A 20,365-nucleotide genomic window follows, 5' to 3' on the forward strand; every position below is an offset into this window, starting at 1 on the left:
GGGATCCAGTGACCGGGCCGGAGACGGGCGACGCCGCGCGCGCGCCCGAGCCGCCCGCACCCGTCGCGGATCCCGCCCGACCGGCCGCCGGCGCTCCCGCGACCGCACCTGCTCCCGCTGCCGCCGCCGTGCCCGCCCGCGCCGTGCCGCTCGCGCCGGATCCGCGGGCCCGCGACATCCCGCCCGCCGGCGACGCCCGCTCCCGCGGCACCACGCCCGACCACGTGCGCCGCTCCAACCTCGCGACCGTGCTGCAGATCGTGCACGAGACCGGCCCCGCGTCGCGCTCCGAGCTGACGCGCGAGACGGGCCTCAACCGCTCCACCATCGCGGCGCTCGTGGGCGAGCTGCAGGAGCTCGGGCTCGTCGTGGAGTCCGAGCCGCCCGGCACCAACCGCGTCGGCCGTCCGAGCCCCATCGTCTCCGCGGATCCGCGCGTGGTCGTCTTCGCCGTGAACCCCGAGATCGACGCCGTGACGGTGGGGCTCGTGGGCCTCGACGGCGTCGTGCAGCGCCGCGTGCGCCGCGACACCGACGGGATCCCCACGGCCGCGCAGGCCGCCGACCTCGCGAGCGCGATCGTCGCCGAGCTGCGGGCCGACCTCCTCGCCGCCCGGCCCGACGCGCGCGTGCTCGGCATCGGCGTCGCGGTCCCCGGCCTCGTGCGCTTCGACGGCGGGCTCGTGCGCCTCGCGCCGCACCTCGGCTGGGTCGACGAGCCGTTCGCCGCGCTGCTCGCGGAGGCCACCGGGCTGCCGGCGCTCGCCGCCAACGACGCGAGCCTCGCGGCCGTGGCCGAGGGGCGCTTCGGATCCGGCCGCGACGTCGACGACCTCGTCTACCTCAACGGCGGCGCGTCCGGCGTCGGCGGCGGCGTGCTCATCGGGCGGCGCCCGTTCGGCGGCGCGGAGGGCTACGGCGGCGAGCTCGGCCACACGCTCGTCGACTCCGGCGGCGAGCTGTGCCACTGCGGCGCGGTCGGCTGCCTGGAGACGACCGTCGGCCAGGATGCGCTCCTCGAGGTCACGGGCCTCCCGCGCGCCCGCGCCGACGAGCTGGGCGACGTGCTCGCCGCGGCGCTCGCGGCGGGCGACGCGGCCGTCACCCGCGAGGTCGAGCGGCAGATCGACAACCTCGCGGTCGCGCTGCGGAACGTCGTCAACATCTTCAACCCGTCGCTCGTCGTGCTCGGCGGGTTCCTCGGGTCGCTGCACGCGGCGGATCCCGACCGCGTCCTCGCCCGCGCCACCGCCCAGGCGCTCCCCGGCGCCCGCGAGGCGCTCCGCATCCGCCGCGCCGCCCTCGGCCCCGACCGGCTGATGATCGGCGCGGCCGAGCTGGCCTTCGCGCGCGTGCTCGTGGATCCGTCCGGCGTCGCCCGGGAGGCCGCCGCCGACCCGGAGCGCACCACCGCGTGAGCGTGCCCGCCGCGCCCGTCGACCTGGTGATCCTCGACTGCGACGGCGTGCTCGTCGACAGCGAGGTGCTCGCCGTGGAGGTCGACCGGCGGATCCTCGCCGAGCTCGGCTGGGACATCACGACCGAGGAGGTCGTCGAGCGCTTCGTCGGGAAGTCGCACGCGTCCTTCACCGCCGAGGTCGCCGCGCACCTCGGCCGCGAGCTCGCCGACGACTGGGACGCCCCGTACGCGCACTGGTACACGGAGGCGTTCGAGCAGCACCTGCGGCCGGTCGACGGCATCGCGGACGCGCTCGACCGCATCGCGACGCCGACGTGCGTCGCCTCGAGCGGCGGCTTCCCGAAGATCCGCGCGAACCTCGCCCGCACCGGCCTGCTGCCGCGCTTCGAGGGCCGGCTCTCCAGCGCCACCGAGGTCGTGAATGGCAAGCCCGCGCCCGACCTCTTCCTCCTCGCGGCCGCGCGCATGGGCGCGGATCCGGCGCGCTGCGTCGTCGTGGTGGACAGTCCGTACGGCGTGCAGGGCGCCCGGGCCGCGGGCATGCGCGCGCTCGGCCACGCGGGCGGGCTCACGCCCGCGCACCGCTTGCGCGACGCGGGCGCGACGGTCTTCGACGACATGCGCGACCTGCCTCGGCTGCTGGGCGAGCTCGCGGGCTGACCGGCCGGGCGCGCCCCGGTCCGCTCATCGACCCGCCCGGCCCCACGCACGGCCGCTCCCACGATCCGCCGCCGGGCTGTGGACGCCGCCGTCCGTCCGAGCGCGTCGTGTGCCTAAGCTCACGGCAACCCGACCGACCCGACGCGGCCCCCGGCCCGCACATCCTCCGCAGAACGGATCCCCTCCCATGCCCCACCGCGCCCTGCTCGTGTCGTCCGCCTTCGCCGTCTCCCTCGCCGCCGTGCTCGGCGCCGCCGCGCCCGCGCAGGCATGCCCGCGCGACCCGGCCGAGCAGCAGGCGGTCACCGCCGTGGCGTCCGCCGCGCTCGACCGCCTCGAGATCGCCGACGACGTGGCCGCGTCGAAGTACCTGTCCGGCAAGGCCGTGGCGGATCCCGCGCGCGAGCAGGCCGTCATCGACGCCACCATCGCGGCTGCGAAGGCCGACGGGGTCGACCCGGTGGCCGCCGAGCGCATCATGCGGGCGCAGATCACCGCGAGCAAGCAGGTGCAGTACGCCCTCATCGCCCGCTGGCACGCGCACCCCGACGAGGCGCCCACCACGGCGCCCGACCTGACCACGAGCGTCCGCCCGCGCATCAACGCCGTCGACGCCCGCCTCATCCCGGCCATCGGCGCCGCGCACGACGCGCTCGACGACCAGGCGTGCGGCCACCTCGTGAAGGACGCGCGCGGCGAGCTCGGCCAGGGCCTCGACGACGCGCACCGCAAGGCCTTCCGCACGGCCCTCACGACGGTCTGCTCCCCGGAGTCCTGACCCGCCACCGACCAGGTCGGGTCCGCTGACCCGCCCACCGACCCGGTCGGGTCCGCTGCCCCGATGCGCTGGCCCGGCCGACCCACCCTCCGCGTGCGCGGGCCGGCGAGCCGCGCGCCGCGTCAGGCCGTCGACGCCACGTCGGCCGCGAACGACGCGACGCGCGTCCGCAGGTCGTCGATGAGCTGCGCGGTCGCCGCCTCGGGGTCGAAGCCGAGGTAGGGGATCGGCCGCGGCTTCCGCACGTTCGCGCTGCACTCGAAGTCGGTGCAGACGAGCGTGCCGATGGTGTTGCCGTTGCGGCCCGCGGATCCGGCCCGGCGCGCGCTGTAGAACACCACCGGCGCGGGCAGCCGCACGTCCTGGCACCACGAGCACTGGGCGCGGGAGCGCGGGGCGGCGCCGGCCTGCTGCAGCAGCACGCCGATCAGCTCGTCGCCGACGGGGACGACGACGATGCCGCGCTGCGGGGCCTTCGGGTCGCGCCAGCCGAGGAAGTCGAGGCGGTCCCAGGCGAGGTCGGCGAAGCCCTCGGGGAGGCGGACGTCGCGCGCCTCGCGCTGGGAGGCGTTCACGAGGGAGGCGCGGATGGCGGATTCGGTCAGGGGGAGCATGGTGGGCCCTTCGGGCGGGGTCGCGGCGGTGCCGCGGGAACGGGTGTCAGGTGACGGCGGCCGGATCCCACGAGGATCCACGGCGTGCCGGGAGCGGCCGGCCCGAGGAGGCGCGGCGACGGTTCCGTGACTACCTGGTGCCGACGGACGTGCCGCCGACGACCTCCCCACGCCCCGCGGGCGTCGCGCTGCTCATGTGGCTCACGAGGCAACGGTACCCCGGGCGGGGGAATGCCTCACCCGCTCGCGACCGGCCAGACGTAGTCGAGGTCGTCGGGATCCTCCGGGAAGGCCGGCCGGTACAGCTCCGGCGCCTTCGCCAGCAGCTTCGAGCGGTGGGAGAGGTGCAGCTCGGGGCGGCCCCACCACGTTGGACGCACGATGCGGCCCTCGGCGTACGCGGCGAGGTCCGCGGGCACCTCGGCGATGACCGCGAGCGTCTTCTCGAAGCACGTGTCCGCGAAGCCGCGCCGCATCCACTCGGCGCACGTCGCCTCCTGGTACTCCATGAGCGCGGGCCGGTACCCGCGCCACATGCGCGTGACCGGGTGGCTCTGCCAGCCGTAGCCGGCGACGGTCACGGCCTTCATCACCTGCAGCGTCTCCACGCGCTGCTTCCCGAGCCGCTTGTCGTCGAGCACGGCCATGCTCGCGTCGAGCTCGGGGTAGGGGAGGAACGTCTGCACCCGGCCAGTCAACTCCGGTGGGCGCGGATGGGCCGGTGCGGCGTGGTCAGCGCGACCAGGCGTACGGCGTGGTCGTGGAGCAGGCGAGGAGGCCGGACCGCTCGAGGATCGGGCGGGAGAAGTCGGTCGAGTCGCTGTGGATCAGGGTGCGGCCCGCCGCGAGGGCCGAGCGCGCGCGAGCGGCCGTGAGCGCGCGGTAGATCCCGCGGCCGCGCCACTCCGGCACGGTCGCGCCGCCCCAGATGCCGGCGAAGTCGGATCCGGGCACGGGCTCGAGCCGGCCCGCGGACACGATCCGGCCCGCGGCCCAGGCGACCCACATCTCCATGCCGTCGTCGAGCCCGAGGCGGCGGATCATCGCGTCGGCCTGGTCGGCGGAGTCCACGTCGCCGAAGACCTCGGCCTGCATGGCGCTCATCGCCCGCACGTCGACCTCCGCGGTGATGCGTCGGAGGGTCACGCCCGCGGGCAGCGGCACGTCGACCGCGAGCGCCCGCGCCTCGCCGAGCATGATCGTCTCCCGCTCCTCGGGCACGAAGCCGTTCTCGCGCAGGATCCCGTCGAGCCCGGGCGCGCGGTCGTGGCCGCGCGTCTTCCACTCGACCCCCGTGATCGCCGGGTCGTCGCGGAAGCGCGCGAGCGCCTCGGGGACGAGCTCGCGCAGGCCGGGCTCGTCGAGGTCGCCGAGGTCCCGGTAGGTCACGAAGCCGCGCCCGCCCGGGAACACCGCGAGGCGCAGCGGGCCGAGCTCCCGCACGTCGAGGGCGTTCGGCGTCTCCGCGTCGGTGCGGAGCTGGGCGTCGTAGGCGGAGAGGAGGCGGGCGGCGGATGCGTCGGGTGCGGTGGCGGAGGTCACGCGCCGATCCTGCCGCACCAGGCGGCGATCGCGGGCGGGATCGCACCCGTGCCCGGCTCACGATCGGCGACGCAGCTCCAGCAGCCGCGCGGACGGGCCGCCCGGGGCCGACCGCACCGTGAGGATCCCGCGCACGGCGTCCCACTCGGCGCCGCCGTCCGCGGCCTCGTCCGCGCCGCCGTCCGCGAGGTCCCGCGGGAAGAGGACGGCGACGTCGACGCGGCGGCCCACGAGCGACGGGAAGGAGAGGAGCGCGGCGTCCGCGTCGTCGCCGCGGTCGCCGATCGCGACGACGACCGCCTCCCCGGTGTCGCGGGCCGTGCAGGTCCAGCGCTCGCCGCCCGCGGGGACGCCGCGGGGCCAGAGCGGCACCGAGCGGGCGAGGCCGTCGCGCAGGTCGTCGGCGACCCGGACGGCGTCGGCGGCGAGGGCGCGCTGATCCTGCCGCAGGTCGCCGTCGGCGTCGAGGCGGAGCGCGCCCGCGAGCCCGGCGACGAGCGCGGCGGTCGTCTCCGCGGTGGTCATGCCGGAGCGCAGGTGCACCGGGACCACGGTCTCCTCGGGGAGGGTCGAGAGCGCCGCGGTCGCGACGGCGGTGGCGTCGTGCATCCGGTCGGAGGGGACCGCGCCGGACGCGAGGCGCTCGGCGCGGCGGGCGCGGGTCATGGCCGCGGCGGCGTCCTCGAGGTCGGTGCCCACGGCGACGAGGGCGGACGCGGCCGCGGTGGAGGCGCCGGGGGCCAGGATCTCCGCGCCGGCGGGATCCGCGTGGGCCGGTCGGGAGAGCGCGAGCCGGCAGTCGGCCGTGCCCTCGTGCAGCTGCCAGCGCCAGGGTCCGTCGGCCGCGACCTCCCAGAGCCAGGCGACCTCCTGCCGCTCGGAGAGGAGGGCGGCGACGGGCAGGGCGGCGGCGGCGTGCACGGCGTCCGCGGCGGCACCCGACGCGCGGTCGACGGATCCGCGTCCCGCCTCCGCGCCTCCCGCCTCCGCGCCTCCCGCACGCGGGCACGGCAGCAGCTCGGCGCTCCGCAGGTCGCGCACGGACCAGCGCTCGGCACCCGACGCATCCACCCGGCCCTCGAGGAGCTCCCAGTCGGCGGCCGGATCCGGCACGTCTCCCTTGTCGAGCCGCACGCCGAGCGGCGCGGCCCAGCAGCTGACGGCCTCGACGCGCACGGGTGCGCCGGTGTCGTTCGTGACGACCGCGGTGCTGCGGAGGGCGCCGTCGCGGCCGCGCAGGGTGGCGGTCACGCGGATCCCGGCGGGCGTCGCCTGCACGACCACGAGGGTCGCGCCGTCCGCGGACACGGAGTGCGCGACGTAGCGCAGGTCGGCGCCGACGCCCGCCGCGGCGCCCGGGCCCGCGGCGACCCGCGCGTCGACGAGCGGGACCGGCTCCGCGACGACCGTCTCGACGGATCCCGCCACGAGCCGACCGAGCATGACCGGGCCGTCGGGCGCCCGGCGGAGGTGGAGCTCGAGGCGGCCGCTGCGCCAGACGAGGTCGTCGCGCCGGTCGTCGGGCGCGCTGCCGGGGCGGGCGGCGCGGCCGGCGATGCGGGCGCGGCGGCCGTCGCGCTGCACGGCGGCGGTCGTCCCGCTCGGGGGGACGCGACGGGCGGAGGCGGCGGCACCGGAGGCGGCGGAGGCGCGGCCCCGATCGGCCGGCGGGGTCTCCGCGAGCGCGGGGGAGGTCGCGGATCGCGGACGCAGCTCGATGAGCGGGGTGGCGGTCATCGTCGTCCTCCGGGTGCCGGGCGGATCGCTCCGCAGTTCGTCATCGAACAGTCGTTGCGCAACTCCTACGAGCTCCGCACGGCGTCCCGTCATTGTCCACCCCGACTCGTCGGGCGGCAAGAGGGCGTCGGGTCTCGATCCGGCATCGGGAGCGTGTCAAAGTTGCGCAACTACAACCGCCGCTCGGCTAGGCTCCGCCCATGGACAGCAGAGCGGCCGCGCCCCGGCCGACCATGGCGCAGATCGCCGAGCGGGCCGGCACCACCGTCCCGACCGTCTCGAAGGTGCTCAACGGCGGCACCGACGTCTCCGAGGCGACGCGCGAGCGCGTGATGACCGCCGCCCACGCCCTCGACTACCGCCGCCGGCCGCGCGCCCGCGCGACCGACCCGGATCCGCGCGCCGCCCGCATCGTCGACGTCGTGGTCGGCCACATCGAGGGCAGCTGGATCGGCCCGGTGCTGAGCGCCATCGAGGAGGAGTCGTCCGCGGCGGGCGTCGACCTGGTGCTCACGCGCGCGCGGCCCGACGGCGAGTGGATCCGCCGGCTCCTCCGCCGCCCGTCGCTCGGCGCGATCCTCGTGCTGGTCGACGTCTCCGCCGCGGGCCTGCACACGCTCACGACGGCGGGGATCCCGGTGGTCGTCATCGACCCGAGCACGCGGCCGCCCGCCGAGGTCGCGAGCGTCGGATCCACCAACTGGGAGGGCGGGCGCATGGCGGCCGAGCACCTCATCGCTCAGGGCCACACGCGCATCGGCGTGATCGGCGGCCTCCGCTCGCACCTGTTCGGCAGCGCGCGCATCGACGGCCTGATGACGGCGCTCCGCGCGGCGGGCATCCGGGTGCCCGACGAGCGCATCGCGTTCTGCGACTGGGACCGCGAGAGCGCGCGCTCGGCGGCGGGCGCCATGCTCGCCGCGCGCGACCGGCCGACCGCGTTCTTCGCGTGCTCCGACGTGATGGGCCTCGGCGTCTACGAGGCCGCCGACGACGCGGGGCTGCGGATCCCGGACGACCTCAGCGTGCTCGGCTTCGACGGCGTGCAGGAGTCGGCGTGGGCGATGCCGCCCATGACGACCGTGCGGCAGCCCATCGCCGGGATGGGCGCCACCGCGTTCCACATGCTCGAGCAGGCGCACCGGTCGCCGAGGTCGCGCGCGACGGGGTCGCCGGCGTCGCGGATGGAGCTGGAGACGGAGCTCGTGCTGCGCGGATCCGTGGCGCCGCCGCGCCTCTAGGCCGCCGCGCCCGAGATCGATCTCGCGTGGGTCACCCGATGACGCGGCTCACGCCGACTCGCGCCGCACGAGCGTCGTCGGGAGCACCGGCTGCCGGTCGATCTCCTGCCCGAGCGATGCGGCGATCACCGTCTCGGCGGCGACGCGGCCCATCTCCTCGAGCGGCTGGCGCACGGTGGTGAGCGGCGGATCCGAGGTCGTCGCGATGATCACGTCGTCGAAGCCCACGACCGAGACGTCGGTGGGGACGCGGCGCCCGGACGCCTGGAGCATGCGGATCGCGCCGACGGCCATGAGGTCGGAGGAGGCGAAGACGCCGTCGATGTCGGGGTGGCGGTGGAGGAGGCGGGCCATGGCCGCCGACCCGCTCTCGAGCGTGAACTCGGCGTGCACGATGGCGCCGTGCTCGATGCCGAGGTCGGTGAGCTCGTCGCGCCATCCGCGGATCCGGTCGCGGGCGGGCTCCATGTCGTGCGGCCCCGCGATGATCCCGAGGTGGCGCCGCCCGGCGTCCGCGAGCGCGCGGGCCGCGAGCCGCCCGCCGCCGTGGTTGTCGGAGTCGACGATGATCGCGTCGTCCGCGAGGGCGCCGCGCGGGCGGCCGACCCAGCCGATGGGCACGGGGGAGTCCGCGAGCGTCGGGGCGAGGTGCGTGATCTCGTGCTGGAGGATCACGACCGCGCCGTCGACCGCGCGCGAGCGGAGGAAGCGCGGGATCCGGTCGGCGTCGTCCTGGTCGGCCGGCAGGAGGACGGGCTGGAGGTCGGCGGCGTGCAGCGCCTTCGCGGCGCCCTTGAGCACCGACGTGAAGAACGTGCCGGTGAGGCTGTCGAGCTCGTTGAACGCGATGATCAGCCCGATCGCGCCGGCCCGGCCGCCGCGCAGCATGCGGGCCGCGCTGTTCGCCTCGTAGCCGAGCTGCTCGGCGGCGTGCACCACGGCGGCGGCCATGCGGGCGTCCACCTTCGTGCCGCCGGAGAGGACGCGCGCGGCGGTCGCGCGGGAGACCCCGGCGGCCTTCGCCACGTCGACGAGCGTGGGGCGAGTCATGCGGCGGCCGCCGTGCTGGTCATGGATCCCTCCCGGATCGGCGCCGCCCCGGGCGCGGAGCCTTCCTGATCCTAGGCGGAGATCGATGTCTGGGGCGCCGGTCTCGTTTGCGCATCGTCGCTTGCAGGAGCTCGGCACGCGAGCTACGGTGACGCCAAGAGATCGTTCTCTCGGCGGGAGCACCGGCGCTCCGACCACGCCGCGCGAATCCCCGACGAAGAGGAATCATCGTGAGAAGAAGCCTGACGGCCGTCATCGCCGCCGCCGCAGTCGCCGTCGCCCTGACCGGATGCTCGTCCGGCGGAGGCGGCGCCGGGTCGGACGACCCGAACGCGGAGGCCTCCTTCTGGTCGTTCACCGGCATCGGCGCCAAGGACGGCGTCGCCGAGTACCAGCAGAAGAAGCCCGACGCGAAGATCAAGCTGACCGAGGTCGGCTCCACCACCGAGACCGCGACGGCGCTCACCGCGGCCCTCGCGGGCGGCAAGGTCCCCGACCTCGTCATGATCCAGAACGACGACCTCCCGCAGTTCGTGGAGAACAGCGCCAACTTCCTCGACCTCCGCACGCTCGGCGGCGACGGCATCGCCGGCGACTACCTGCCGTGGGCGGCGAAGGCGGCCACCGCGGAGGACGGCTCGGTCATCGGCATCCCCACCGACGTCGGCGGCCTCGGCTTCGCGTACCGCGCCGACCTCTTCGAGCAGGCCGGCCTGCCGACCGAGCCCGACGAGGTCGCGGCCATGTGGAAGGACTGGCCGTCGTTCATCGCGATGGGCGAGCAGTACGCGAAGGCGACCGGCAAGCCGTTCGTCGACAACATCGAGACGAGCGTCTTCTTCTCCACCGTCAACCAGGTGAGCGAGAAGTACTACTCGCCCGACGGCGAGCTCGTCTACGACAAGAACCCCCAGGTGGAGGACGCGTTCCAGGTCGCGGTCGACGCGCACGACGCCGGCATCAGCGCGGGCATCGCGGCGTGGTCGTCGGGCTGGGCCCCGGGCCGCGCGAACGGCGCGTTCGCCGTCACGGTGGCGCCCTCGTGGATCCTCCAGGGCATCAAGACCGACGCCCCCGACACCGCGGGGGACTGGCGCGTCGCGAGCGTGCCCGGCGTCGGCGGCAACTGGGGCGGCAGCGTCATCGCCATCCCCGCCCGCGCCGAGCACCCGCAGGCGGCCTGGCAGTACATCGAGACGATGATGTCCGGCGAGGCCCAGCAGGAGCACTTCGAGCGCACCGGCACGTTCCCGGCGGCGACCGCCGCGATCGGGAGCGACGCCGTCTCGGCCTACACGGACGACTTCTTCGGCGACTCCAAGATCGGCGAGGTGATGTCGCAGTCGGTGACCGAGTTCCCGTCCTTCTACAACGGACCCGACACGTCGCCCATCAACGCGGCCCTGCTCAACACGCTCGTCGAGCTGGAGTCGGGCAACGTCACCTCCGCGAAGGCGTGGCCGCAGGCGCTCGCCTCGGCGAAGACCGCCATCGGCGGCTGATCCCGTCCCACCCACCCGGCGGCCCGGGGCGCTCACGCTCCGGGCCGCCCCCAGACGGAGGTACCCCATGTCGACGGCGACATCACCCCGCACGAGCACCGAGCCCCCCGCGCCTCCCGCCCCGCGTCAGCGGCAGCGCCAGCGCCGCGGGAAGGCGCCGGAGGCGAGCACGACCCGGAGGATCCAGCAGTCGCTCTCCGAGCGCATCGCGCCGTACGCCTACGTCGCGCCCTTCTTCATCATCTTCATCGTGTTCGGCCTGTTCCCTCTGGTCTTCACGTTCTACGTCTCGCTGTTCGACTGGAACCCGATCGGCAAGCAGACCTTCGTGGGGCTCGCGAACTTCCAGCAGTTGTTCGCCGACGACCGGTTCTGGAACGCGCTCGTCAACACGTTCGCGATCTTCCTGATATCCACGATCCCGCAGCTGCTCCTCGCGCTCTTCCTCGCGCACCTCTTGAACCACGCCCGGCTCAAGTGGGCGAACTTCTTCCGCATGGCGCTGCTCGTGCCGTACATCACCTCGGTGGCCGCGACCGCGATCGTGTTCGCGCAGATCTTCGACCGCAACTTCGGCCTCATCAACTGGGTGCTCGGGATCTTCGGACTCCCGTCGATCAACTTCATGGCGACCAACCACGGCTCGTGGATCCTCATCTCGGCCATGGTCATGTGGCGCTGGTTCGGCTACAACACGCTGCTCTACCTCGCCGGCCTCCAGGCGCTCCCGCGGGAGATGTTCGAGGCGGCGGCGGTGGACGGCGCGTCCAGCTGGCAGCAGTTCCGGCACCTGACGATCCCCGCGCTCCGCCCGATCATCATCTTCACGGTGATCATGTCGACCATCGGCGGCCTGCAGATCTTCACGGAGCCGCTGCTCGCGGCGCCCGAGTCGGGCCTCACGTGCGGCGCCGGGCGGCAGTGCCAGACGCTCGCGCTGTTCCTCTACGAGCAGGGCTTCGGTCAGTTCAAGTTCGGCTACGGATCCGCCATCGGCGTCGTGCTGTTCGTGATCGTGGTGGTCGTCGCGCTCCTCAACTTCTACCTGTCCACCCGCACCAGGAAGGCGAGCTGATGTCCGACGTGATCGACCAGACCGTGTCACCCGTCGTCGCCGCCCCCGTCACGAAGCGCTCGGCCCTGCCGCGCCGTCGGGGCAAGGGCGGCGGCATCAGCCCGATCGTCTACGTGTTCCTGAGCATCGCCGTGCTGATCTCGGTGTTCCCGCTCTACTACATGCTCGTGGTGGCCTCGGTGGGGGCGACCGCCGTCACCTCCATCCCGCCGCGCCTGTTCCCGGGCACGAACTTCTTCGAGGTCGCGGGCAAGGTGTTCGACACGGTGCCGTTCATGCTGTCGCTGCTCAACAGCGTGCTGGTGTCGACGACCGTCGCCGTGCTCTCCGCGGTGCTCTGCGCCATGGCCGGGTTCGCGTTCGCGAAGCTCACCTTCCCGGGTCGGAACACGCTGTTCCTCATCGTGCTGCTCACCATGACGGTGCCGGCGCAGCTCAGCGTGATCCCGCAGTACCTGATCATCAGCCAGCTCGGCTGGGTCGACACGCTGCAGGCGATCATCGTGCCGGGCCTCGCGAGCGCGTTCGGCATCTTCTGGATGCGGCAGCACATGTCCACCACGGTGAGCGACGAGCTCATCCAGGCGGCCCGCCTCGACGGCGCGAACTCGTGGCAGCTGTTCTGGGGCGTCGCGTTCCCGGTGGTGCGGCCGGCCGCGTTCGTGCTCGGGCTCATCACCTTCACGGGCGTGTGGAACGACTTCATGTGGCCGTTCATCGTGCTGAAGTCGCCGGAGCTGTTCACGGTGCAGATCGCGCTGAAGCAGCTGCAGGCGAACCGGTCGATCGACGTGGCGCTCGCGATGGGCGGGTCGTTCATGGCGACGCTGCCGCTCTTGATCCTGTTCTTCTTCGTCGGGCGGCGGATGATCACGGGGATCATGGACGGGGCGTTCAAGGGCTGAGGCGCGCGTCCCTCACGAAGCCGGCCGCCGTCCCCTCGGGGATCGGCGGCCGGCGTCGTCGTGTCGGTGTCGCGCCGCGCGGGTCAGGCGAGCCGCAGCAGCCGCACGCCGTGGGCCTCGACCTCGAGCGGGATCCCGCCGCCGACGACGGCGAACTCCTCGCCGGTCCAGAGGTCGGTGGCGTGCGTCGCGTCCGGGCAGCCGAGGTCGGCCAGGTGCGCGGTCACCCGGAGCGGCGCGTCGCCCAGCTGGAACACCGCGCGCCAGCGGGTGGCGCCCTGCTCGGCCGCCCAGATCACGAGGTCGCCGTCGCGCACGATCTCGCGGCTCGCGTCGCTGCCGAGGAGCGCGAGCACGTCGTCATTGGTGAGGAGCGCGAGCGTCGCGGCGTCGGTGTCGGGCAGGTGCCCGCCGAACATCAGCGGCGAGCGGAGCAGGCACCAGAGCGACACGAGCGTGCGCCGCTCGGCCGGGGTGAAGCGGCTCTGCCGGTCGCCGCCGACGTGGGCGCGGATCCCGATGCGGCCGAGCGGCAGCATGTCGGCGTCCGCCCACCCACCCGGACGCTGGTGCGGCGCCCACCTCGCGGCGCGCTGGAACTGCTCGCGGAGGTGCGCCCAGTCGTCCCAGAAGTCGTCCGAGATCCGCCAGAGCTGCGCGGTCTCGCGCAGCAGGTCGAGGTGCTCGAGGCTGAGGCGCTTGCCGGGCGAGAGGCTGAGGGTCATCGGGCGGCCGGATGCGGCGATCGCGCGCGAGATCGCGGTGACCTCCGCGGCCTGGACCGGCGGGTACAGCACGTCGTCGAGCTTCACGTAGTCGACGCCCCACTCGGCGAGCATCGCGAACACGGAGTCGTACCACTCCTGCGCGCCCGGCCTCGTCATGTCGACGCCGTGCATGTCGGGGTTCCAGGGGCAGGGGTTCGCCGGGTCGGCGATGTCGGCGCACGTGGCGTCGGATCCGAGGATCGGCAGCACCTCCTCGGCCGCGCGCCGGGGCACGCCGCGCATGAGGTGCACGCCGAAGCGGAGGCCCATCGCGTGGATCCGCCGCGCGAGCTCCGCGAACCCGCGCCCGCCCGCCGCCGACGGGAAGCGGCCGACCGCGGGCTGCGGCCGGCCCCACGCGTCGAGCTCGGCGGCGGATCGCTCCCGGTAGTCGTGCGCGCCCGGATCCGGCTCGTACCACTGGATGTCGACGACGACCGTGTCCCAGCCGTGCGGCAGCAGGTGCGCGGCGAGGAAGCGCGCGTTGGCGAGCACCTCCTCCTCGGTCACGGAGCCGCCGAAGCAGTCCCAGCTGTTCCATCCCAGGGGCGGGATGGCCGCGCAGACCGGCGCGGTCACGCCTCGAGCCGCAGCGAGAGGGTCGCGAACGAGTGCGGCGGGAGGGTGAGGCGCACGCCGTCGGCGGTCGTCTCGATCCCCTCGAGGGCGACCGGGTGCACGGCGTCGGCGTCGCCCGGGCGGTTGTGCGCGTCGGGCCGGTCGGCCGTGAGGATGCGCCCCGCGACGTCGACCGCGCGGCCGCCGCGGAACGCGACCACGACCTCCTGCGGCGCATCGAGGTCGACGTTCGTCAGCGACACGAGCACGCGGCCGTCCTTGGCGCTCGCCGACGCGGAGGCCAGCGGGATCTCGCCGCCGTCGACCGCGCGAGCCGGGGCGACGACCGTGGTCGGCAGCGAGGTGGCGTCGTGGTGCCCGCGGTTCATCTCGAACACGTGGTACGTGGGGGTGCGCACCATCTCGCCGCCGTCCGGATCCGTCAGCAGCATCGCCTGCAGCACGTTCACCGTCTGCGCGATGTTCGCCATGCGCAGCCGGTCGGCGAACGCGTGGAAGACGTCGAAGTGCCAGGCGGCGACCATGGCGTCGCGGATGGTGTTCTGCTGGAACAGGAACCCCGGGTTCGTGCCCGGCTCCACGTCCCACCAGGTGCCCCACTCGTCCAGCACCATGCCGTACTCCTTGGCGGGGTCGTGCACGTCCATCACGTCGGCGTGCGCGCGCAGCAGCGGCTCGATGCCCTGGGCCGCGACGATGGTGCTCCAGTAGGCGTCCTCGTCGAAGCCGGTGGCGCTGCCCTTCGCCGTCCAGCTGCCGCCGAGCGTGTAGTAGTGGACGGAGATCGACTCCCACGGCACGGACGAGAACGGGTGCTTGTCCATCTCCGGGATCACGCGCATGAGCGTCTCGGTCCACTCGGTGTCCATGGTGTCGGCGCCCGCCGCGATGCGGTGCAGCGGGGTCGCGCCGCCGCTCTCGCAGAAGGTGCCGAACTGCCGGGCGAGGTCGGCGTAGGTGACCGAGCGCATGTTGCCGCCGCAGCCCCACGCCTCGTTGCCGAGGCCCCAGAACGGCACGGTCCACGGCTCGTCCCGGCCGTTCGCGCGGCGGAGGTCGGCCATGCGCGACTGCCCCGCGCCCGTCAGGTACTCGACCCAGTCGGACATCTCCTGCAGCGTGCCCGAGCCGATGTTGCCCGAGACGTAGGCGTCGGCGCCCAGCAGCTCGCAGAGCGCCATGAACTCGTGCGTGCCGAAGGAGTTGTCCTCGACCGCACCGCCCCAGTGGGTGTTGATGAGCTTCGGCCGCTCCTCGCGCGGGCCCACGCCCTCCCGCCAGTGGTACCGGTCGGCGAAGCAGCCGCCGGGCCAGCGCAGGTTGGGGATGTCGAGGGCCTTGAGCGCCTCGACCACGTCCAGGCGGATCCCGCCCGCGTTCGGCACGGGCGAGTCCTCGCCCACGAAGAAGCCGTCGTAGATGCAGCGGCCGAGGTGCTCGGCGAAGTGCCCGTAGAGGTGGCGGCTGATGGTGGCGCCGGGGCGGTCGAGGTCGACGGTGATGGTGGTGGTCACGGATGCTCCTGCGATGGGGCGGCGACGGTGCCGCTGGGGTGGGGACCGGGGTCCCGGAGTGAGAGATCGATCTCACAGTACGCCGCGGGGAGCCCATCCGACCTCGACGCGCACGGGTTCCCCGCCGATGACGACGGGCGCGTCCGCGTCGTGCGCGGCGCCGTCGACGCGCACGGTCGCCGCCCGCGGCAGCCGGAGGGCCGTGCCGCCCTCCGGCGCGAGCCACGCGGCCGCGGGGAGGCGACGCACGACGAGGGTCGCGCCCTCCGGATCCCACGCGAGCCGGTCGACCACGAGGCCCCCGCGCGCGCGGAGCCCGGTGACGCACCCGCGGGGCCACGCCGCCGGCACCGCGGGGAGCACGGCGAGCGATCCCTCGTCGGATCCGAGCAGCATCGCCGCGACGAGGCCCGGCAGGCCGCCGCTCGCGTCGAGGTTGAAGATCCGGCCGGCGTCGTGCCGCGTCGTGAGCGTCGGGCTCCAGTGGTCGACCGCGAGCCACTCGGCGCACGTCAGCGCGGACTCCGCGTCGCCGAGCGCGGCGGCCGCGCGGCCCACCTGCACGAGGCCGAACGCCATCTCCATCCGGCCGGGCGGGGCCGTCGGGTCCTCCGCGCGCCACGCGATCTTCGCCGCCACCGTGCGCGCGGCCGCGGCTCGCAGGCGCACGGCCTCCGCGCCGTCGCCGTGGAACGCCGGGTCGGTGCCCGTGCCCACGGGGTGCAGCTGCGACGCGTGGCGGTGCGCGACCTCCTCCGGCCAGCGCGGATCCAGCCACTCGGCGAGCGTGCCGTCGTCGGCCACCCGGTACGGCGGCAGGTCCCTGACCACCGCGTCCCAGCGCGCGTCGAGCGACGCGTCGCCGCGGGCCCGGCCGAGGAGGGCGGTGGCCCGGGCGGCGTCGCGGAGGATCGCGACGTCCATGGTCGCGTCGGTCGCGGCCGGCACGCGCTCGCCGCGGGGCGTGTTCTCGGGCGAGTAGGAGGGGACGAGGCGGCGCACGCCGTCGACCAGCACGGTCCCCGTCTCGGCGAAGCGCAGCACGCCCTCGACGAGCTCCCACAGCCGGTCGTCGACGATGCCGCGGTCGCCCGTGGCGGAGACGGCGTCGGCGGCGATGCGGAGGATCCAGCCGCCGCAGCCGATCCAGAACGGGTGCGGGTAGTCGGCCGAGAGGTGGTCCGCGCGGCCGTGCGTGGACATGCGCGCGGGCAGCAGCATCCCCTCGGCACCGAAGACGCGGCGGGCGTTCTCGCGGAAGTCGTCGAGGTGCGGGAGCACCAGCGCGAGGAGGCTGCGGGCGAGCTCGGGCGTGCCGGTCGCGAGCATGCCGGCCATCGCGCCGTCCTGCACGTTGCCGTTGAGCGTGTAGTCGGCCGACCACGCGGGGCGCCACGTGCCCTGCCAGACGCCCTGCAGCGTGGGCGGCAGCTCGCCCGTGGCGGCGATCACGTTCGCGCGGCCGCTCAGGTAGGCGATCTCCACCACGCGGCGGCGCGCAGCCGGGTCGCCGGCGCGGGCGGCGGACCAGACGGCCTCGGTGTCGGAGCCGGCGTCGGTGTCGGAGCCGCTGTCGGCGTCGTGCTCCGCGGGCGCCGCGCCGTCGAGGTCGAGCGTCGAGGCGCCGACCAGGCGGCCGTGGGAAGCGCGCTGGGCGGCGCGGAGGTCGTCCCAGGTGGGGGCGCATCCGGGCGGGGGCTCGGCGGGTGCCGCCGTCGCGTCGGCCGGGCCGGTGCCCACGGCGAACCGGACCAGCCGCGTGCCGCCCGGTCCGACCCGGAGCGTCGCGCGCGCGGATCCGCCCGCCTCCACCCACGCGACGCCGGCGTCGACCGCCGTCACCGCCCGCACCGCGACGGACCCCTCGCCCGCCTCGGCCGTGAGGACCCCGCGCCCGCCGCCCGCGACGGAGGCGCGCACCGCGGCCGACGCGTCCGGCACGCCCGTGTCGAACGAGGTCGCGTCGCCCGCGCCGAGGCCGAGCTCGATCGCGACATGGCATTCGCGGTCCGACTCGAGCCCGATCCAGAGGGTGTCGCCGCCGGGGCCGCCGGAGCCGACGCCCGAGTCCGCGTCCGTGCCGGCGTCCGCCGCGTCCGCAGGAGCGCCGCCCGCCCGGGCCGCGCCCGCCCGCGGCGCGACCATCCGCACCTCGTGCCGCCCGCCGTCTCGATCCGCCCACGCGATCGCGACCTCGCCGCCGACCGGGTCGATGCTCCGCCGCATGCCGACCGCGCCGCCGGGCGTGCGGATCACGAGGGTCGCGCAGATGCCGAGCGGGTCGGTCCAGACGAGGCCGTCGCCGTATCCGTCGTCGCGCGCGGCCGCCTCGAGCTCGGCGCTCGCCGTGTCCGCGTCGCCCGCGAGGAGCGCGCGGCGGATCCCGTCGAGGCGCGGCCGGAGGTCCGGGGCGGCGGGCCGCGGGTTCACCGGCGGGAACCAGCGCTCGTGCGCGAGCGAGACCGTGATCGCGTCGGCCGGGCCGTGCGCCACCGCGCCGATCCGGCCGCTGCCGACGATCACGCCCTCCTCCCACGTGGGCGCCGCGGTCGCGGTCGTGAGGACGGGGTGGGCATCCACGGGGTGCGCGTCGTCGCGCGAGAGCGATCGGATGATCGGCCCCTTCCGGTTCGTCGGCGATTCGTCGCGGGCCGCACCACGCTACCGGCCGGGATGCGCGGCGGGAAGGACGGGGACGGATCCCGGCGGCTCCGCATCCGGCCGCCCTAGGATCGGCGGATGCTCGGACCCCTGCAGCGCCTGGATCCGCCCGCCCGGCGCATCCTCATCGCCGCACCCTCGGGAGCAGGCAAGACCACGCTCGCCCGGCGCATCCAGGAGCGCACGGGCCTCCCGCACACCGAGATGGACGCGCTCTTCCACGGGCCCGGCTGGACCGAGCTGCCCACCTTCCGCGACGACGTCGAGGCGTTCACCTCGTGCGACGCCTGGGTCACCGAGTGGCAGTACACGACGCAGCTCGGGCCGCTGCTGCCGTCCCGCGCGGACACGCTCGTGTGGCTCGACCTGCCGGTCCAGGTGCAGATGGGGCGGCTGATCCGCCGCACGGTCATGCGCCGCTGGCGCCGCGAGCCGCTCTGGCACGACAACGTCGAGCCGCCGATGCGCACGGTGTTCACCGACCCGGACCACATCGTCCGCTGGGGCTGGCGCGGTCGCGCGAAGGTGCGGAAGCGCGTGGTGCACGCGGCCATCGACCACCCGCACCTGCGGATCGTGCGCCTCCGCTCCACCCGCGAGGTCGACCTCTGGTTGCGCGGCCTGCCGCGCTCGGATCAGCCGACGACGGCCTGAGCGCTGATGCCGGTCGGAGCGACGGATGCGACGCCGGTGGGCACGGACCGGTGACCCCCGAGACGCCGTGTCCGTTCTGCGCCCTGCTCGACGGCGCCCCGATGGAGGCGCAGCTCCTGCGCGGGGCGCTCCGCGCGTGACCCGCCGTCCGCGGACGCCGTGGCGAGCGGGCGGCCCGGAATGGGGCCTGCGGGGCGCGCGCCCGGCTGCCACCATCGGAGGATGGACGCCACCGCACCCCTCCTGACCTGGACCCTCGCCGACGAGATCCCCGTGCCCGACGACGTGCACGAGCTGCTCGTGGAGGGGGAGCAGGCGGTCGCCTCGTTCCGCACCTTCCGCGACTCGGCCACCTTCACGACCAAGCGGCTCATCGTGCGCGACGCACAGGGGATCACGGGGAAGAAGGTCGAGCTGTACTCGCTGCCCTACAGCGCGATCAACATGTGGTCGACGGAGAACGCGGGCAGGTTCGACCTGAATGCGGAGCTGGAGCTGTGGACGCGCGCCGGCCACATCAAGGTGAAGCTCGGCAAGGGCGCCGACATCCGGCGCATCGACGGCCTCATCGCCTGGGCCGTGCTGCAGGCGCACTGACCGGAACGCCGAGAGCGGCGTGCGACACGAGGTCGCACGCCGCTCTCATGGGGCCCGGAGGCCGGGGATCGGTCCTACTTGGGGCAGGAGCTGGCGGAGTCGCTGATGGCGGCCGAGATCGGCTGGGCCGGGCAGACGTACGGCTTGTACGCGCTGTTGCCGTCCATGTAGACCTTGAGGAAGTTCGTCACGGCGTCGCGGACGGTGCCGTTCTCCTTGTTGCGGAACGCCAGGTGGTCGGCGCCGCGGAGCTCCAGGTACTGCTTGGCGGTGGTGTTGGGGATGGACTCGTAGGCGGGCTTGCCCATGAACGACGCCGGCGCGGTCTGGTCGGTCTGGCCGGTGATGATCAGGGTCGGGGTGGTGTCGGTGGGGTACGACGGCGAGGCGGTGGGGTGGTACGGGTCGGTGGTGCCGGCCGGGAAGTCGTACGGCATGAGCGCGACGGCGGCCTTGAGGCCGTGCTGCTCCACGGCGGCGTTGAGGGCTCCGCCGCCGGCGAGCGAGTAGCCGACCACGCCGATGTCGGCCGGGTTCACCTGGTCCTTGACCGGGCTGGCGGTGGCGAGGTACTTGGCGGCGGCGAGCATCTCGTAGGAGCGCTGCTGCGGGAGGTCGTAGCCGCCCAGGGTGTTCATGTTCAGCACGATGTAGCCCTCGCCGGCGAGGTCCTTGGCGAGCCAGGCGAGGTCGGACTGGTCGCCCTTGAGGCCCGGGGCGACGACGATCGCGCCGAGGGTCTTCTTGCCCGTGTTCTGCGGTGCGTAGAGGGTGGCGTCGCCGAAGCCGCTGCCGTCCGTGGCGGGGATCGTGTACTGGCTGAGGGGGTACGGAGCGTGGTGGTGGTGGGCGGACGCGCTGTCGGCGGTGCCGGCGTGGGCGGGGGTGGCGGCCTGGGCGGCCGCGGGCACGCCGAGGAGGGCGAGCGTCGTGAGCGCGGCGACGGCCACGGGGCGGGTGCGGAACGCGGAGCGGGTGACGGACATGGTCGTGTCATCTCTCTCTGTGATGGGCAGTGAATGGCGTCTCGGCGGGAAGACCCGCGCCGGACCGCCATGACCTTAAGCGC

The 20,365-nt window shown here is 74.7% G+C and carries 18 protein-coding genes; 9 read left to right on the forward strand and 9 right to left on the reverse strand.

Translation table 11 applies throughout. The annotated features are described in order from the left end of the window. Positions 1-8: 8 nt before the first annotated feature. The 3 genes from ACU4ZT_RS01085 to aroQ all read left to right on the forward strand — a co-directional run bounded on the left by ACU4ZT_RS01085 (position 9) and on the right by aroQ (position 2,858). Entirely contained in the window at positions 9-1,418 is a 1,410-nt protein-coding gene (locus tag ACU4ZT_RS01085) for an ROK family protein (protein WP_445337636.1), read from the forward strand. Beyond that, positions 1,415-2,080: an HAD family hydrolase gene (locus ACU4ZT_RS01090; RefSeq protein ID WP_445337637.1), complete on the forward strand. Its 666-nt coding sequence runs from the start codon at positions 1,415-1,417 to the stop codon at positions 2,078-2,080. Before ACU4ZT_RS01085 ends, ACU4ZT_RS01090 begins: the two co-directional genes overlap by 4 nt. A 187-nt stretch (positions 2,081-2,267) precedes the next feature. After that, on the forward strand, positions 2,268-2,858 hold the full coding sequence (gene aroQ, locus ACU4ZT_RS01095) for a gamma subclass chorismate mutase AroQ (protein ID WP_414763563.1): 591 nt from the start codon (positions 2,268-2,270) through the stop codon (positions 2,856-2,858). A 122-nt stretch (positions 2,859-2,980) separates the two neighbouring features. Here aroQ and ACU4ZT_RS01100 read toward each other — a convergent pair whose 3' ends face one another. The 4 genes from ACU4ZT_RS01100 to ACU4ZT_RS01115 form a co-directional block, all read right to left on the reverse strand. Next, entirely contained in the window at positions 2,981-3,472 is a 492-nt protein-coding gene (locus ACU4ZT_RS01100) for an FBP domain-containing protein (protein ID WP_414748586.1), read from the reverse strand. A 236-nt stretch (positions 3,473-3,708) separates the two neighbouring features. Then, positions 3,709-4,158: an MSMEG_6728 family protein gene (locus ACU4ZT_RS01105; protein WP_063072287.1), complete on the reverse strand. Its 450-nt coding sequence runs from the start codon at positions 4,156-4,158 to the stop codon at positions 3,709-3,711. A gap of 46 nt (positions 4,159-4,204) precedes the next feature. Beyond that, complete coding sequence (locus tag ACU4ZT_RS01110) at positions 4,205-5,014, reverse strand: GNAT family N-acetyltransferase (protein ID WP_414763567.1); 810 nt, start codon at positions 5,012-5,014, stop codon at positions 4,205-4,207. A 57-nt stretch (positions 5,015-5,071) separates the two neighbouring features. Then, the gene (locus ACU4ZT_RS01115) at positions 5,072-6,751 is read right to left on the reverse strand and encodes a hypothetical protein (RefSeq protein ID WP_445337638.1); all 1,680 of its coding nucleotides are present in this window, start codon (positions 6,749-6,751) and stop codon (positions 5,072-5,074) included. Positions 6,752-6,951: 200 nt separating this feature from the next. On the opposite strand from ACU4ZT_RS01115, the gene ACU4ZT_RS01120 reads away from it, so the two are divergent. Further along, positions 6,952-7,992 carry a LacI family DNA-binding transcriptional regulator gene (locus ACU4ZT_RS01120; protein WP_270980788.1) on the forward strand — a complete coding sequence of 347 codons (1,041 nt, stop codon included), beginning with the start codon at positions 6,952-6,954 and terminating at the stop codon, positions 7,990-7,992. 48 nt (positions 7,993-8,040) lie between these two features. Here the strand turns inward: ACU4ZT_RS01120 and ACU4ZT_RS01125 are convergent, their stop codons facing one another. Beyond that, positions 8,041-9,042, reverse strand: a complete 1,002-nt coding sequence (locus tag ACU4ZT_RS01125; RefSeq protein ID WP_063072283.1) for a LacI family DNA-binding transcriptional regulator — start codon at positions 9,040-9,042, stop codon at positions 8,041-8,043. Between the two features lie 230 nt (positions 9,043-9,272). Between ACU4ZT_RS01125 and ACU4ZT_RS01130 the strand changes: the two genes are divergently transcribed. From ACU4ZT_RS01130 to ACU4ZT_RS01140, 3 genes are all read left to right on the forward strand, one after another. After that, entirely contained in the window at positions 9,273-10,544 is a 1,272-nt protein-coding gene (locus tag ACU4ZT_RS01130; RefSeq protein ID WP_445337639.1) for an ABC transporter substrate-binding protein, read from the forward strand. 67 nt (positions 10,545-10,611) lie between these two features. Further along, on the forward strand, positions 10,612-11,619 hold the full coding sequence (locus ACU4ZT_RS01135) for a carbohydrate ABC transporter permease (RefSeq protein ID WP_414748581.1): 1,008 nt from the start codon (positions 10,612-10,614) through the stop codon (positions 11,617-11,619). After that, positions 11,619-12,524, forward strand: coding sequence for a carbohydrate ABC transporter permease (locus ACU4ZT_RS01140; RefSeq protein WP_081235097.1), 906 nt, complete (start codon positions 11,619-11,621; stop codon positions 12,522-12,524). The genes ACU4ZT_RS01135 and ACU4ZT_RS01140 overlap by 1 nt, the downstream gene beginning before the upstream one ends. An 83-nt stretch (positions 12,525-12,607) precedes the next feature. Here the strand turns inward: ACU4ZT_RS01140 and ACU4ZT_RS01145 are convergent, their stop codons facing one another. The 3 genes from ACU4ZT_RS01145 to ACU4ZT_RS01155 form a co-directional block, all read right to left on the reverse strand. Beyond that, positions 12,608-13,870: a glycoside hydrolase family 27 protein gene (locus tag ACU4ZT_RS01145; RefSeq protein ID WP_445337640.1), complete on the reverse strand. Its 1,263-nt coding sequence runs from the start codon at positions 13,868-13,870 to the stop codon at positions 12,608-12,610. Next, positions 13,867-15,384 carry an alpha-N-arabinofuranosidase gene (locus ACU4ZT_RS01150; protein ID WP_445337641.1) on the reverse strand — a complete coding sequence of 506 codons (1,518 nt, stop codon included), beginning with the start codon at positions 15,382-15,384 and terminating at the stop codon, positions 13,867-13,869. Before ACU4ZT_RS01150 ends, ACU4ZT_RS01145 begins: the two co-directional genes overlap by 4 nt. Positions 15,385-15,456: 72 nt before the next feature. Continuing rightward, complete coding sequence (locus tag ACU4ZT_RS01155; RefSeq protein WP_445337642.1) at positions 15,457-17,964, reverse strand: glycosyl hydrolase family 95 catalytic domain-containing protein; 2,508 nt, start codon at positions 17,962-17,964, stop codon at positions 15,457-15,459. 159 nt (positions 17,965-18,123) lie between these two features. Between ACU4ZT_RS01155 and ACU4ZT_RS01160 the strand changes: the two genes are divergently transcribed. Together ACU4ZT_RS01160 and ACU4ZT_RS01165 are read left to right on the forward strand one after the other, a co-directional pair. Continuing rightward, a complete protein-coding gene (locus tag ACU4ZT_RS01160) occupies positions 18,124-18,699 on the forward strand; it encodes a P-loop NTPase family protein (protein ID WP_063072278.1) in 576 nt (191 codons plus the stop codon). Between the two features lie 222 nt (positions 18,700-18,921). Then, the gene (locus ACU4ZT_RS01165; RefSeq protein WP_063072277.1) at positions 18,922-19,296 is read left to right on the forward strand and encodes a PH domain-containing protein; all 375 of its coding nucleotides are present in this window, start codon (positions 18,922-18,924) and stop codon (positions 19,294-19,296) included. Between the two features lie 74 nt (positions 19,297-19,370). On the opposite strand, the gene ACU4ZT_RS01170 is transcribed toward ACU4ZT_RS01165, so the two are convergent. Next, positions 19,371-20,282, reverse strand: a complete 912-nt coding sequence (locus ACU4ZT_RS01170; protein WP_063072276.1) for an alpha/beta hydrolase — start codon at positions 20,280-20,282, stop codon at positions 19,371-19,373. Positions 20,283-20,365 lie beyond the last annotated feature (83 nt).

Source organism: Clavibacter davisi, assembly GCF_052751415.1.

Bases quoted from the DNA above. Each gene is read 5' to 3' on its own strand.
- ACU4ZT_RS01115 (WP_445337638.1), bottom strand. From the start codon at position 6,751: ATGACCGCCACCCCGCTCATCGAGCTGCGTCCGCGATCCGCGACCTCC.
- ACU4ZT_RS01135 (WP_414748581.1), top strand. From the start codon at position 10,612: ATGTCGACGGCGACATCACCCCGCACGAGCACCGAGCCCCCCGCGCCT.
- ACU4ZT_RS01125 (WP_063072283.1), bottom strand. From the start codon at position 9,042: ATGACTCGCCCCACGCTCGTCGACGTGGCGAAGGCCGCCGGGGTCTCC.
- ACU4ZT_RS01170 (WP_063072276.1), bottom strand. From the start codon at position 20,282: ATGTCCGTCACCCGCTCCGCGTTCCGCACCCGCCCCGTGGCCGTCGCC.
- ACU4ZT_RS01100 (WP_414748586.1), bottom strand. From the start codon at position 3,472: ATGCTCCCCCTGACCGAATCCGCCATCCGCGCCTCCCTCGTGAACGCC.
- ACU4ZT_RS01160 (WP_063072278.1), top strand. From the start codon at position 18,124: ATGCTCGGACCCCTGCAGCGCCTGGATCCGCCCGCCCGGCGCATCCTC.
- aroQ (WP_414763563.1), top strand. From the start codon at position 2,268: ATGCCCCACCGCGCCCTGCTCGTGTCGTCCGCCTTCGCCGTCTCCCTC.
- ACU4ZT_RS01120 (WP_270980788.1), top strand. From the start codon at position 6,952: ATGGACAGCAGAGCGGCCGCGCCCCGGCCGACCATGGCGCAGATCGCC.
- ACU4ZT_RS01165 (WP_063072277.1), top strand. From the start codon at position 18,922: ATGGACGCCACCGCACCCCTCCTGACCTGGACCCTCGCCGACGAGATC.
- ACU4ZT_RS01140 (WP_081235097.1), top strand. From the start codon at position 11,619: ATGTCCGACGTGATCGACCAGACCGTGTCACCCGTCGTCGCCGCCCCC.